The organism is Niallia sp. 03133 (genome assembly GCF_052663225.1).
The window spans coordinates 37,882-51,839 of the sequence record NZ_JBQTCY010000015.1; the positions used below are offsets into that span (position 1 = coordinate 37,882).

General features: G+C 35.0%; 12 protein-coding genes. All 12 read left to right on the plus strand.

Annotated elements, in window-relative coordinates; all coding sequences use genetic code 11:
• Positions 1-12 precede the first annotated feature (12 nt).
• The 12 genes from resB (at position 13) to ACTYBU_RS18970 (ending at position 13,780) form a co-directional block, all read left to right on the plus strand.
• On the plus strand, positions 13-1,659 hold the full coding sequence (gene resB, locus ACTYBU_RS18915; protein ID WP_445492128.1) for a cytochrome c biogenesis protein ResB: 1,647 nt from the start codon (positions 13-15) through the stop codon (positions 1,657-1,659).
• Positions 1,640-2,815 carry a c-type cytochrome biogenesis protein CcsB gene (ccsB, locus tag ACTYBU_RS18920; RefSeq protein ID WP_445492130.1) on the plus strand — a complete coding sequence of 392 codons (1,176 nt, stop codon included), beginning with the start codon at positions 1,640-1,642 and terminating at the stop codon, positions 2,813-2,815. Before resB ends, ccsB begins: the two co-directional genes overlap by 20 nt.
• 121 nt (positions 2,816-2,936) lie before the next feature.
• On the plus strand, positions 2,937-3,653 hold the full coding sequence (locus tag ACTYBU_RS18925; RefSeq protein ID WP_445492281.1) for a response regulator transcription factor: 717 nt from the start codon (positions 2,937-2,939) through the stop codon (positions 3,651-3,653).
• Entirely contained in the window at positions 3,650-5,416 is a 1,767-nt protein-coding gene (locus tag ACTYBU_RS18930) for an ATP-binding protein (protein ID WP_445492132.1), read from the plus strand. Before ACTYBU_RS18925 ends, ACTYBU_RS18930 begins: the two co-directional genes overlap by 4 nt.
• A 365-nt stretch (positions 5,417-5,781) precedes the next feature.
• The gene (gene sigX / locus ACTYBU_RS18935) at positions 5,782-6,333 is read left to right on the plus strand and encodes an RNA polymerase sigma factor SigX (protein WP_445492134.1); all 552 of its coding nucleotides are present in this window, start codon (positions 5,782-5,784) and stop codon (positions 6,331-6,333) included.
• Complete coding sequence (locus tag ACTYBU_RS18940) at positions 6,308-7,480, plus strand: hypothetical protein (protein WP_445492135.1); 1,173 nt, start codon at positions 6,308-6,310, stop codon at positions 7,478-7,480. Before sigX ends, ACTYBU_RS18940 begins: the two co-directional genes overlap by 26 nt.
• Before the next feature lie 250 nt (positions 7,481-7,730).
• Entirely contained in the window at positions 7,731-8,861 is a 1,131-nt protein-coding gene (locus ACTYBU_RS18945) for a glycerate kinase family protein (RefSeq protein WP_445492136.1), read from the plus strand.
• Positions 8,862-9,088: 227 nt separating this feature from the next.
• Positions 9,089-9,679 (plus strand): M23 family metallopeptidase, encoded by a 591-nt coding sequence (locus tag ACTYBU_RS18950; RefSeq protein ID WP_445492138.1) that lies wholly within the window; start codon positions 9,089-9,091, stop codon positions 9,677-9,679.
• Between the two features lie 229 nt (positions 9,680-9,908).
• The gene (locus ACTYBU_RS18955) at positions 9,909-10,949 is read left to right on the plus strand and encodes a sulfate ABC transporter substrate-binding protein (RefSeq protein ID WP_445492139.1); all 1,041 of its coding nucleotides are present in this window, start codon (positions 9,909-9,911) and stop codon (positions 10,947-10,949) included.
• A 45-nt stretch (positions 10,950-10,994) separates the two neighbouring features.
• Positions 10,995-11,837, plus strand: a complete 843-nt coding sequence (cysT, locus tag ACTYBU_RS18960; protein WP_445492141.1) for a sulfate ABC transporter permease subunit CysT — start codon at positions 10,995-10,997, stop codon at positions 11,835-11,837.
• 12 nt (positions 11,838-11,849) lie between these two features.
• Positions 11,850-12,722: a sulfate ABC transporter permease subunit CysW gene (cysW, locus tag ACTYBU_RS18965; protein WP_445492142.1), complete on the plus strand. Its 873-nt coding sequence runs from the start codon at positions 11,850-11,852 to the stop codon at positions 12,720-12,722.
• Between the two features lie 11 nt (positions 12,723-12,733).
• Positions 12,734-13,780: a sulfate/molybdate ABC transporter ATP-binding protein gene (locus ACTYBU_RS18970; protein ID WP_445492144.1), complete on the plus strand. Its 1,047-nt coding sequence runs from the start codon at positions 12,734-12,736 to the stop codon at positions 13,778-13,780.
• Positions 13,781-13,958: the final 178 nt, after the last annotated feature.

The following is a 13,958-nucleotide window of genomic DNA, read 5'->3' on the forward strand; positions in this document are numbered from 1 at the left end:
GGTGACTATTAAATGAAAAAAATAAATTGCAGCTGTGGAAACAGCAATCCGTATGGGACGGAATTATGTGTTGCATGCGGACGAATTTTAAAAGAAAATGATACAGAAAAAGTAGATATGAGGTATGAGGGAAGTGCGCGCCGATCTCAAACGTATAAAAAGAACTTAATCGATAAAGTATGGAATTTTTTTTCTTCCGTTAAAATTGGTGTGAGCTTTATAATAATTTTACTTCTTGCATCCATCGTAGGAACGATATTGCCACAAGAAAGTTATATTCCGCCAGGGATACCGGCAAATGATTATTACAAGGATACATATGGATGGTTTGGCAGTGCGTACTATTACATTGGTTTTGCTAATTTGTATCAATCTTGGTGGTATCTTCTGCTAATTTTTTGTTTGAGTTTTTCCTTAATCATAGCAAGTTTTGACCGTTTTTTTCCATTATACCGTGCATTAAAAAATCAGCATGTGAAAAAACACCCCAGTTTTTATTACAATCAGCGGATTTTTTTCCGAATCCCCGTAAGTGCTGATAATCAATTGGAGGAGAAGCTGCGTCAATTGCGGTACCATGTAAAAAAAGATAAACAATATGTCTTAGCTGAAAAAGGACGGTTTTCGAGATGGGGTCCTTATATAAATCATGCAGGTTTGATTCTTTTTTTATTTGGTGCGATGTTGCGTTTTGTTCCAGGATTATATGTTAATGAAGTAATGTGGATAAGAGATGGGCAAACGAAACAAATCCCCGGTACAGATGGATTATATTATTTGAAAAATAATATATTTAAGATAGAAGTCTACGACAAAAAAAAAGAAAATAAAGTCTTTCAGAAAGCATTGGAAAATAGAAAGGTGATGGCTAAAAACTTTCAAACTAATGTTACTTTGTTTCAATCCGATTCTAACGCAGTTGCTGGAGAGAAAACAGAACTAAAAAAAATAAAAGATGCCAATATTAAAGTCAATGAACCACTCCAATTCAACGAGTACGCCATCTATCAAGGGGATTATAAACTAAATGAATTTTCCCATGTCCGTTTTGCAATAACCGACAATGAATCGAAAAGAAAGCTTGGAGATATACAAATTCATTTAGACAATCCAGAAAGCAGTATTCCTTTAAATAAGGATATAAAGATAAAGTTGTTGGAATATTATCCCGACGTTTCCCTTAATGAGGATGGCAAACCTTCAACCAAATCCAAAATTCCGAATAATCCTGCTTTTATTCTGGAAATCAGCCATAAAAATAACCAGAATAAAGAGCGTTTTTTTGCCACTTTAAACCAAACGATAGCATCAAGTAAAAATAATAAGTGGAATATTAAATTAGAGGATGTGCATACAAGAAATGTTTCGGCATTAACTGTAAGAAAAGATCCAATGCTGCCTATTCTGTTTGCAGGCGGAATTATTTTTATGATTGGTGTCATACAAGGTTCATATTGGAATCATCGAAGAATATGGCTTCAAAAGCACGGCAATGAAATACGGGTTGCTGCCCATACGAATAAAAATTGGTTTGCGTTAAAACGAGAGTTATCGTTTTTATTTGCATATAAATCGGATGAACTTATGGAAAAAAATATCAATGATCAAAAAATATTAAGTAGACAGGAGGAAAGAGCAGATGGTAAACATAAGCAGTAATTTTCTATATGCAGCTTTCCTCCTGTATTTCATTGCAACCATTTTATTTGCTGGAGGTATAAAACAGAAAAAAAAGGAGCAAAAACGGCATTATAATACATCAGCAAAAATAGGAATGGTTGTTGCAGTAATTGCATTTTTTAGTCATTTTGCTTATTTTGTGCTGAGGTGGGCTGCATCCGGACATGCGCCCGTAAGCAATTTGTTCGAGTTTATTTGTTTTTTTTCATTAGCTGTAGCTGCTGCTTTTATATTGCTTAGCAAAATGTATCGGACGCCTGCATTGGGCTTGGTTACATTGCCGCTTGTCATCATACTGATTGCATATGCAAATATGTTTCCTAATGACGTTGTACCGTTAATACCTGCACTGCAGAGCTCTTGGCTGCAAATTCATGTTATAACAGCTGCACTTGGGGAAGGGATATTATCCATTAGCTTTGTTGCAGGATTTATTTATTTGTTAAAAAACACGGACGATAAGAAGCCGATAAAAAGCACAAAAGGAATTGAGTGGATCATCTTCTTATTCTGCTCCTTGATAGGATTTATTCTTTTATCGATTCTTTTTTCTGCTGCTGACTATAAAGAAACGTTGCAGTGGATAGGAAAAGACGGTCAAAAAAACGAAATGAATTATCATTTGCCAGCTGTAATTGGTCCTGCTGATCAAATAACAGGAAATGATGGAATACATTCCATTTTAACCGTTACTGAACCATTAAACAGCAGTAAATTAAATAGTATGCTATTATCCTTGATTGCAGGATGTTTTATTTACTTTACATTGCGATTAATCTGTAAAAAAAGGATTGGCTCCATTTTAAAACCTGTTGTAAAAAATATATCTCTGGAATTATTGGATGAAATAAGTTATCGGTCTGTTTTAATTGGTTTTCCTGTTTTTACATTAGGTGCATTAATCTTCGCTATGATTTGGGCGCAAATTGCCTGGTCGAGATTTTGGAATTGGGATCCAAAGGAAGTTTGGGCGCTTATTACTTGGTTGTTTTATGCGGCTTTTCTTCATTTGCGATTAACAAAAGACTGGCAAGGAGAAAAGTCCGCATGGCTTGTTGTTATTGGTTTTATTATAATTATGTTTAATTTAATTGCAGTAAATTTAATAATGGTTGGTCTCCATGCTTATGCTTAGTAAATAAGGATAAGCTTAAATGGAAGGACCTTTTTGCAACCTCTTGGTAGCAGCGTATTTGAATCATAAGACATGTGTCTATCGAAATAGTGATAGGTATTTTGTATAGGAGGATATTATGATGGAAAAGGAAATGAAAATATTAGTAGTGGATGATGAAGAAAGAATTAGACGTTTGTTGAAAATGTACTTAGAAAGAGAAGACTTTATAGTAGAAGAAGCAGAAGATGGTAACATTGCTTTAACAAAAGCACTCGAAACAGATTATGATGTTATACTCTTGGATCTTATGATGCCTGAGAAAGATGGCATGGAAGTTTGCAAAGAATTAAGAGAAAAAAAAGCAACTCCAGTTATCATGTTAACGGCTAAAGGGGAAGAAATAAATCGTGTACAAGGTTTTGAGGTAGGGACAGATGATTATATTGTAAAGCCGTTTAGTCCAAGAGAAGTTGTTTTAAGAGTAAAAGCATTGCTTAGAAGATCAGCAGCTGCTTCTTTTGTACAAAGCGATAATGGTTCTAAAGATGTTATAGTATTTCCAGCTTTAACAATTGATCATGATGCACATCGAGTACTTGCAGAAGGAAAAGAAGTAAGCTTAACTCCGAAAGAATATGAACTTTTACATTTCTTAGCCCGATCTCCTGATAAAGTTTTCGACAGAGAACTTTTATTAAAAGAAGTATGGCACTATGAGTTTTTTGGGGATTTGCGTACAGTTGACACACATGTAAAGCGTCTAAGAGAAAAATTAAATAAAGTGTCAGAAGATGCGGCAGCCATGATTGTAACAGTTTGGGGAGTAGGATACAAGTTTGAGGTTAACAATGGATGATGTTTTGGAGAAGTGTAGTATTTAAACTGTGGTTTACTTTTTTACTGCTAATTTCTATCGTCTTATTTATCTTAACTGTGATGCTGCTGGAGTACTTTCAACAATATCATTCAGATCAGACCAAAAAGGGTTTGTCAAATACTGCTGGGAAAATTGCGAAAATAATGGAGCAGTATGATTCAGAGGTGGGTGTAGAAATTGCATGGAATCTCCTGGATCAATCTACAGGTGCAGCCATTTTGAAAACATCTAAAGAAATGGTTGTTTCACCAAATAGTAGTTCGAAAATGATCTCGACTGATTATTTATTGAAGAATAAAAAGCTTTCTGAAGTATTAACAGAAAGTAAACCAAAAATAGTAACCACAGATACACCGAACCATAATAAAGATCAATTAGTCATCGTTGGGGTTCCTATTTTGAAAAATGGAAAGGCAGCTGGAGCAGTATTTATTTATCAGTCAATTGAGGTTTTAAACGAGACGAAAAAATCAACAACAAAATTTATAGTACTGGCAGCTGTTGTAGCTGTTATTTTAACAACTATTTTTGCTTTTTTCCTATTGACAAGAATTACAGCACCTCTGCGAAAAATGAGAGAAGCTGCTTTTGAGTTGGCAAGGGGCAATTTTGATACAAAAGTACCTATCATGACGCAGGACGAGATTGGGGAATTATCGATTGCCTTTAATGAGATGGCCAAAAGATTAAATTTTAATATAAATGCATTAAGTGAAGAAAAAGAACAGCTTGGCAATATACTGAGCGGAATGGCAGACGGAGTAATTACATTTAATAAAAACGGCAGTCTAATAATTACCAATCCACCGGCAGAAAAATTTTTGCAGCATTGGCATTATGAACAAGCCCGGATTCAGATGGATGAGCAAGTGCCTCGCCAAGTAAAAGATTTATTTCATTTAGCTGTTACGACTGGTGAAGAACAATTGGATGAAATAAAAATGGAGGGCCGTTATTGGGTCATTATTGTAAGTCCCTTGTATAATAAAGAACGTATTAGAGGTGCAATTGCGGTTATAAGGGATATGACAGAAGAGCGGCAGCTTGATAAACTTCGCATTGATTTTATAGCCAATGTTTCCCATGAATTGCGTACGCCAATCAGCATGCTGCAAGGGTACAGCGAAGCAATTGTCGATGATATTGCAGAATCGGAAGAAGAAAAAAAAGAGATGGCACAAATAATTTATGATGAGTCTTTAAGAATGGGAAGACTTGTTAATGAATTATTAGATTTAGCCCGGATGGAAGCTGGACATCTAGAACTATTGACAGAAGAAGTTGAGCTTCGTTCCTTTTTGCAAAAGGTTGCCCGCAAATTCTATGCGCTTGCTCGAGAAAAAGAAGTTAATCTTGATGTGCATTCTATTGAATCGGATCAATATTATCAGATGGATCCTGACCGAATGGAACAAGTGCTGACAAACATTATTGATAATTGCATTAGACATACACCAGCAAAAGGTGATGTTCATATTACATGCAAAACAGATGAGAATGGAGTATATTGGCAGATAAAAGATACAGGCGTCGGTATTTCAGAAGAAGACTTGCCGTTTATCTTTGAACGATTTTATAAAGCGGATAAAGCGAGAACAAGAGGGAATTCCGGTACAGGGCTAGGACTAGCCATTGCCAAAAACATAGTAGAGGCACACAAAGGACAAATTTCGGTCCATAGTAAATATGGTCAAGGTACGACATTTTTTATCTATTTGCCTCGAAATGGTGAATATAATTAGAGAAAGTGCCGATTGTTCTTGATTCACGAGAAACAATTTAACATAATAGAAGTACAGGAAGGAGATTTCATTATTTCCTTTCTTTTTTTATTGAAAAGGTAGGAACTCCGCTATTTTTATGGAGCTGCTTCGTATATATTATGGACTGATAGGCTGGCAGTCTTTGATTAGTTGGAGGATAAGCCATCAACTTTAGAAGAAAAAGGGCCGAAATAAGGTTTCTTATAGGGAAATAAGATAATCCTTTTATACATAGAGCCGATAGGTCGATAAATTAGAAGAAAGTGTTTTGAAATAATTTTTTAAAATACGAAACTATTTTCATTTTTCCTACGACTAATTTTATGAACGGGGAGGCGAAAGAGATGAACTCCGTTTTTGATGAAATATATAATAAGTATCATCATGACGTTTTTCAATTTTTATTTTATATGGTTAGCCATAAAGAAACAGCAGAAGATTTAATGCAAGAAGTTTATATTCGTGTTTTGAAATCGTATCATCGATTTGAAGGAAAAAGCACTGAGAAGACATGGTTATTTAGTATTGCACGAAATGTTGCTATTGACCATTTTCGCAAGAATAAAAATTTAAAAAGCAGAATAATGGAGAAGTTCGATTGGTCCAAGCATCAAATTATAGCAGAAGATATATTGCCTGAGGAACTTATGCTGCAGTCGGAAGAAATTCGTACTATCTATAAAGCATTAAATTATTGTACCTTTGATCAGCGTTTAGTTATTATTATGCGTTATTTACAGGAATATTCGATTTCTGAAGCCGCGGAAGCATTGGGATGGACGGAAAGCAAAGTGAAAACAACTCAGCACCGAGCATTAAAAGTTTTAAGAAAACAAATGGAGAAAATCAGCAGAGAGGAGGACAACAAGGATGAAACAATCAAATTGGACCGATGAACGTCTAGAATGCATTTTAAAACAGTTGCCAGCAGTAAAAGATAAACGAAATCCTTCGTTTATATACCAGCAAATAAGAGCAAAACAAAATGTGAGACGGAAGAAACATTGGCTTTTTCCATCTATTGCAACGGTATGTTCACTATTTCTTTTTTGGATAATAGCGACTAGCTTTCTAGACTCTGGTATAAGCTCAAGCGACAAAAAGTCTACTTTAAAAGAAAACAATAGTATGGTGGCATTACAGACAGATAAAAAGATGGATAAAGCAAACGTTCTAAAAGAAGAAAAACGAACCTTGGATAGTGTAGTTGGTAATTTGGAAGCAATCTCAATTTATCCAGAAGATGTTAATGGAAATGAAGTATTAACATATCCAATTCCTGATAAAAATTTGCAAGTGGTTGTACCCGTAAGTATACTCGTAGATAAAAATCAGGCAGCAAGCAAATTTGATTTATATAAGGAATATATGAAGAAGTTGACAGAAGAAAGCTGGGGATTGAAGGACTATTATCCTATAAAAGCTGATTTATCCTTCGATGCAATTAAAAAAGAGGTTGCTGTAAATGTAACAAAGACACCTGTAGTCTTTAAAGCTAATGGAGATAATTTATATTCTGCTATTCTAAATGAACAGCTTCATGAGGTCGGTGCAAAAAAAATTAACTTTTATACAAACAATAAACAAGGGATTGTTTTTGGTGATTATGGAGAAATAAGGTCGGAAAAGTATAAAAGGTTAGAAAAAAGAGGATATTTTCTATTGAATGCTGGAAAAGAAACGAACAGACCCTATTATGTACCATCATTAGATTCCTACAATTCCATTGAAAAGGCATTTAATGACATGCATAAAGATAATAAAACGTTAGGGCTTTCTGCATCTCTGCCTAGTACAATCCATTTTGAAAAAATCTCTTCGAATCAATCAAACAAACAATTAGTAATATCTTTAACAAAAGATAGCAAGTTAGAAGAAAATCATCGAACTATACGGGCGATTGAATCCATTTTATTAACAGCAAAGGATTTTCATTACTCGTCTGTAAAATTTGAAAATACTAAATTAACTCAATTAGGAAGGTTTACATTAACAAAAGAAGTAAGAGTGCCAATAGCTGCCAATAAAAAGGAAATTCATTAATGTTAATTTGGACTGTTTACTATAGAAAACTTACTGCCTGATCGCATGCAAATAGTATCTAGTACTTTTTAATGTGAGCAGGTAGGAGAAGTGATCTATAGGAAAACAGTTTTTTTGTTCATAAAATATACATAATGAAGTTTATGTTTGCTGGTTTTAAATGTGCATGATATAAAAAAAGTATCTTTATCGTTTTTTCGAGCACAGAACCATGAGGAACAAAACATTACATTTTTGGGAGGGATTTTCGATGACTAAAACTTTTTTGCTGGCGCCAGATTCTTTTAAAGGTAGCATGACTGCAAAAGAGGTTTGCATAGCGATGGAAGCAGGCATAAAAAAAGCAAATCCTCATGCAAACTGTATTCATGTGCCAATGGCCGATGGGGGAGAAGGGACCGTACAATCTTTAGTGGATGCAACGGGAGGAATCATTTATGCTCTTGAAGTAACAGGTCCATTAGGAAATAAAGTGAGAGCAAAATACGGAATAATGGGAGATAAAAAAACAGCTGTCATTGAAATGGCTGAGGCAAGTGGAATTCAATATGTGAATAAAGCGAATAAAAATCCAATGGTCACTACCACATATGGCACTGGCGAATTAATAATAGAATGCTTAGATAAAGGCATAAAAAAATTGATTATAGGAATTGGCGGGAGTGCGACAAATGATGGAGGAACAGGAATGGCTGAGGCGCTAGGAGTGCGCTTTTTGGATGAAAAAGGGGAACTGCTGAAAAGAGGGGGTGGATCTTTAGGTCAGTTGAAAACAATTGATGTATCAAATATTGATCCACGATTAAAGAATATGAAAATATTAGTGGCATGCGATGTAACGAATCCATTATGTGGAGAAACAGGGGCAACTCGAGTTTTTGGTCCACAAAAAGGGGCAACATTTGAAATGATTCCGACATTGGACGCTAATTTAGAACATTATGCTAATAAAGTAAAAGAACAGTTGGGAATGGATGTTAAAGATCTTCCAGGTGCAGGTGCTGCTGGCGGACTCGGTGCAGGTTTATTAATTTTCACACAGGCTACTTTAAAAAAGGGAATTGATCTGGTAGTAGAGTTTTCTCATTTAAGACAAAAAATGAAGCATGCTGATTATGTTATTACTGGAGAAGGCGGAATCGATTTTCAGACACAGTTTGGAAAAACACCATATGGAGTAGCAAAAGTTGCGAAAGAACAAAACATAAAAGTAATAGCAGTTGCAGGCTTCATTGGAGAAGGAATTAGTGTTCTTTATGATAAAGGAATAGATGCGATTTTTGGAATAACCCCGAAAGCAGATTCATTAGAGACATTGCTTAAAGAGGGTCCTAATAATGTGGAAAGAACATGTGAAAATATTGCTCGTTTATTATTATGACTGGATAGTGGAGATTTCTCCACTTTTTTTTGCGGAAATTAATGCTGTTGAACAAATGGAAAGCTTATAAGTATAGATATCGGATAATGGAAAATAATAAACATTGTTCCTTTTTATGCTGGTTGTATTTACAACTGCAATTATTTGTTTTGTTCTAACTATATAGAAGGATTCATACTGTATAGAGGATAAATTACTGAATGGTTCGGATAATGAAGGAGGAAAAAATGGGGGACTATATAAGAAGGCTGTTGATAGCGGCCATCATGCTTCTTTTTGTCTGTTTATTGTTTTTAGGAGGCAAACAATCTGAAGCCAAATCTTTGTCAATTTCTGAACGTACGAAAGGATGGATATGGCCAAGTGATGGTATTATCTCCGATCTATTTTACTCAAGAAACGGCAATCATAAAGGAATTGATATAGCAGGTGAAATGGGATATCCCATTTATGCTGTAGACAATGGAAAGGTAACGAAATCCTACCTATCTTCGTCTTATGGAAATGTTATTTTCATAAAACATACTAACGGAATGGAAACGGTTTATGCTCATTTACATACACGCTTTGTAAAGGAAAAAGAAAAGGTAAATAAGGGAAAGATAATTGGTGAGATGGGAAGTACAGGTAATTCCTCAGGCGTTCATTTGCATTTTGAAGTACATAAGAACAAGTGGACAGCGACGAAAAAAAATGCAGTCAACCCTATATTAGCATTAGGAAAAGTGGAAGTGGGCCAAAGCGTGCATGCTGCTCAAAGGAAAAAGACAACCATTGCTACGAATGGAAAACAAGGAAAAGTTGATTCAGACAGATAAATAGCTACAGAAATGTTAATGATTCTTCGTTTTACAGTAAAAATGAAAGTAATCATAAATTAAATTAAAAACCTAGTTGACAAGTATGATTACTTTGGATTAATCTGTATTAAAGAAAATAAAAGTAAATGCTCATTAGACAAACTAAAGGCATATTACCAAGTTACACGGGGTAATATGTCTTTTTTTTATGGCATATACTGAACTATTAAACAGGGGGAAAGAGAAAATGAAAAAAAGCATTCTATTATTTCTATCGATTTTTTTATTAACAGGAATTTTATCTGCTTGCGGACAAACGAAAGAATCAGCAGGGAAAACCAAGAATGATAAAAAGGATGTTGAATTATTAAATGTATCCTATGATCCAACAAGAGAGCTTTATCAAGAATTTAATAAATCATTTGCAAAGAATTGGAAAGAAAAAACTGGCCAGAATGTGACGATTAAGCAATCACATGGTGGATCTGGAAAACAAGGGAGAGCAGTAATTGATGGTTTAGAAGCTGATGTAGTAACCTTAGCCCTAGCATATGATATTGACGAAATTTCGAAGACTGCTGCTTTAGTAGATAAAGACTGGCAAAAGCGACTGCCAGATAATTCAACGCCGTATACTTCTACCATCGTTTTTTTAGTTAAAAAAGGAAATCCTAAAGGGATTAAAGACTGGGATGATTTAATTAAAAAAGATGTTTCTGTTATCACACCAAATCCGAAAACATCTGGTGGAGCAAGATGGAACTATTTAGCGGCATGGGCTTATGCAAGCAAGTTATATGGTGGAGACGAAGGGAAAATAAAAGAATTTATAAAAAAATTGTATCAAAATGTAGAGGTGCTAGATTCAGGTGCACGTGGTGCTACGACAACTTTTGTTGAACGTGGAATAGGAGACGTGCTCATCGCTTGGGAAAATGAAGCATACTTAACATTAAAGGAATTTGGTGCAGATAAATTTGAAATTGTTAATCCTTCACTTAGTATTTTAGCCGAGCCGCCAGTATCAGTCGTGGATAAAGTAGTTGATAAAAAAGGGACAAAAAAAGTGGCAGAAGCTTATTTGAAATACTTGTATACAAAAGAAGGACAGGAAATAGCAGCGAAAAATTTCTATCGTCCTCGCAATGAAGAAGTATTAAAAAAATATAAAGATCAATTTGCAGATATTCAATTAGTGACTGTAGATGAAGAGTTTGGCGGCTGGAAAAATGCGCAAGAAACGCATTTTAATGATGGCGGAACATTCGACGAAATCTATCAGCCATAATACAACAAGAAAGGCTGGAAGTTTCGATGAAAAAGTTGGTGTGTGATGGCAAATTTACTTATAAATAACAAACGAAAAAGAAAATACCCAATACCAGGTTTTCGATTAACATTAGGATTTACACTTATTTATTTATCGTTGATCGTTCTTATCCCACTTTCTATGATCTTTTTAAATTCTTTTTCAAATGGACTAGATGGATTTTGGAAGGTGGTTACCGAAAGAAGAGTACTAGCCTCTTATAAACTGAGTTTTACGACTGCCTTTACAGCAGCATTTATTAATGCGTGTTTTGGGTTGTTAATAGCTTGGGTGTTAACAAGATACCAATTTCCAGGAAAAAAAATAATAGATGGCTTAGTTGATTTGCCTTTTGCATTGCCAACAGCTGTAGCTGGGATTACATTAACAACTCTTTACAGCACGAATGGGTGGATTGGTCAATTTTTTAACTTTAAAATTGCTTTTACTCCTGTTGGAATTATTATTGCGTTAGTATTTATCGGATTGCCGTTTGTTGTCAGAATGGTGCAGCCGGTATTAGAGAATATGGATGCTGAAGTGGAAGAAGCATCTGCTGCTTTAGGTGCTGACAAATTCCAAACCTTTTTTCGAGTGATTTTGCCGGAGTTAATTCCGGCAATTGTCACTGGATTTGCTCTTTCTTTTGCTCGAGCTTTAGGAGAATATGGTTCTGTTGTTTTTATAGCTGGCAATATGCCATTTAAAACAGAAATATCGCCATTAATAATAATGACGAAACTGGAACAATATGATTATAAAGGAGCTACTGCAGTTGCAGCAGGAATGCTGATTATTACCTTTATCATCATGTTTTTTATCAATTTCATACAATGGTGGAGCAATCGCAAGTATTTAAGCAGGTAGAGGAGAAAGTAAATGGATGCAAAAATACAAATATCCACAAAATCGATTAAGAATAAAAATGCTGAAAAAAAAGAATCTGTACTTATTCAATGGCTGTTAATTTCAATCGTTCTCTTATTTTTGAGTCTATTTTTGGTCGTTCCTTTAGCAGCTATTTTTGTAAAAGCGTTTGATAAGGGCATAGCAGTATATTTAGCGGCGATTTCTGATCCGGATTCATTTGCAGCTATCAAGCTGACTCTATTAGTCGTTGCAATTACTGTTCCAATTAATACTATTTTTGGCGTAATTGCAGCATGGGCGTTGACAAAATATCAGTTTAAAGGAAAAAATCTTCTTTTAACGCTAATAGATTTGCCATTTGCCATATCACCAGTCATTGCTGGCTTAATCTTTGTTTTATTATTCGGTCTTCATGGGCTATTCGGTCCATTTTTATTGGAACATAATATAAAAATTATTTTTGCTGTTCCTGGCATTATATTAGCTACACTATTTGTTACTTTCCCATTTATCGCAAGGGAACTTATTCCGTTTATGCAAAATCAAGGAAGCTCAGAAGAAGAGGCATCCATTATTTTAGGTGCAAGCGGCATCAAAACGTTTATATATGTTACCCTTCCCAATATTAAATGGGCGCTTCTTTATGGCATTATTTTGGCGAATGCCAGAACAATAGGGGAGTTTGGAGCTGTTTCCGTTGTATCTGGCCATATTAGGGGCATGACAAATACGATGCCGCTTCATATTGAAATTTTATACAATGAATACCAATTCTCTGCATCATTTGCCGTTGCATCGCTTATGTCTATTTTTGCCATTATCACGTTGATTATTAAAAGCATTATTGATTCAAAAAGAGATCATCTTCCATCCAAGTACTAGGGGGACATCCTATGAGTATTATTATTGAAAACATCTCAAAAAATTATGGGAGTTATGAAGCATTGCAAAGTATTAATTTGGAAGTAAATACAGGGGAGCTTATCGCCTTATTAGGTCCATCAGGTTCTGGGAAAACATCTTTGCTGCGAATCATTGCAGGGTTGGAATTGCAAGACAATGGCAGCATAATCGTTGATGATCAAAATTTTTCTGAAACAGATGTGAAAGACCGGAATGTAGGGTTTGTATTCCAGCATTATGCCTTATTTAGACATATGACCATTTTTGAAAATGTTGCATACGGATTAAAAGTAAAACCCAGAAGATTAAGAAAATCCAAAAAAGAAATAAAAACTAAAGTAAATGAATTATTGGAGCTCGTTAAATTAAGCAACTATGCGGACAGGTATCCTTCGCAGCTGTCTGGTGGACAAAGGCAGCGTGTAGCATTAGCAAGAGCTCTTGCGGTGGAACCGAATGTTTTATTGCTGGACGAACCATTTGGAGCATTAGATGCGAAGGTGCGAAAAGAATTAAGACGATGGCTTCGGAAATTGCATAATGAATATAAAATTACAAGCATCTTTGTCACACATGATCAAGAAGAAGCGCTGGATGTGGCAGATAGAGTAGTAATTATGAATGAGGGGAAAATTGAACAAGTTGGAACACCTGAGGAAGTATATGAATCTCCAGCTAATCCTTTTGTATATGACTTTTTAGGAAGTGTAAACATATTTAAAGGACGAATTGAAAAAGGAAAGTTATCCTCAGGGAATGCCAAGTTTGAAATACCAGATCACGTAACAGGGGAAGATGGGATAGGGTATGTTAGACCGCATCATTTTATTATCGAACATAAAAACTCAGACAATAGCTCGATTGAATGCACTATTCATCATATACAGAAAGTTGGGAGTATTGTCCGGTTAGAAGCAGTAAGAACAGATATTAAAGAAAGTATAGAAATAGAGTTAACGACAGACCAGTTTCATGCGTTAAATGTGGGTAAAGGTGACTTGGTCTATATTCGGCCAAAAGAAATAAAAGTTTTTTAATGGGGTATTTGTCAATTGTTAAATCTTAGGCGATGCGCGCTACTTATATATATTGAAGCCGGCTCTTCTATTAGAGCCGGCTATTAAGCATTTGAGTAAGAAGAAGAATTTTTTAAACTTAGATCAGTGTTTATATCTGGCATATATGCCAGCCAAAGCCAAGTTCTCGCATTTTCTA

What these genes read in the sequence shown, in the direction of transcription:
- resB (WP_445492128.1), top strand. Translation starts at nt 13, where the DNA reads ATGAAAAAAATAAATTGCAGCTGTGGAAACAGCAATCCGTATGGGACG.
- ccsB (WP_445492130.1), top strand. Translation starts at nt 1,640, where the DNA reads ATGGTAAACATAAGCAGTAATTTTCTATATGCAGCTTTCCTCCTGTAT.
- ACTYBU_RS18925 (WP_445492281.1), top strand. Translation starts at nt 2,937, where the DNA reads ATGGAAAAGGAAATGAAAATATTAGTAGTGGATGATGAAGAAAGAATT.
- ACTYBU_RS18930 (WP_445492132.1), top strand. Translation starts at nt 3,650, where the DNA reads ATGATGTTTTGGAGAAGTGTAGTATTTAAACTGTGGTTTACTTTTTTA.
- sigX (WP_445492134.1), top strand. Translation starts at nt 5,782, where the DNA reads ATGAACTCCGTTTTTGATGAAATATATAATAAGTATCATCATGACGTT.
- ACTYBU_RS18940 (WP_445492135.1), top strand. Translation starts at nt 6,308, where the DNA reads ATGAAACAATCAAATTGGACCGATGAACGTCTAGAATGCATTTTAAAA.
- ACTYBU_RS18945 (WP_445492136.1), top strand. Translation starts at nt 7,731, where the DNA reads ATGACTAAAACTTTTTTGCTGGCGCCAGATTCTTTTAAAGGTAGCATG.
- ACTYBU_RS18950 (WP_445492138.1), top strand. Translation starts at nt 9,089, where the DNA reads ATGGGGGACTATATAAGAAGGCTGTTGATAGCGGCCATCATGCTTCTT.
- ACTYBU_RS18955 (WP_445492139.1), top strand. Translation starts at nt 9,909, where the DNA reads ATGAAAAAAAGCATTCTATTATTTCTATCGATTTTTTTATTAACAGGA.
- cysT (WP_445492141.1), top strand. Translation starts at nt 10,995, where the DNA reads ATGGCAAATTTACTTATAAATAACAAACGAAAAAGAAAATACCCAATA.
- cysW (WP_445492142.1), top strand. Translation starts at nt 11,850, where the DNA reads ATGGATGCAAAAATACAAATATCCACAAAATCGATTAAGAATAAAAAT.
- ACTYBU_RS18970 (WP_445492144.1), top strand. Translation starts at nt 12,734, where the DNA reads ATGAGTATTATTATTGAAAACATCTCAAAAAATTATGGGAGTTATGAA.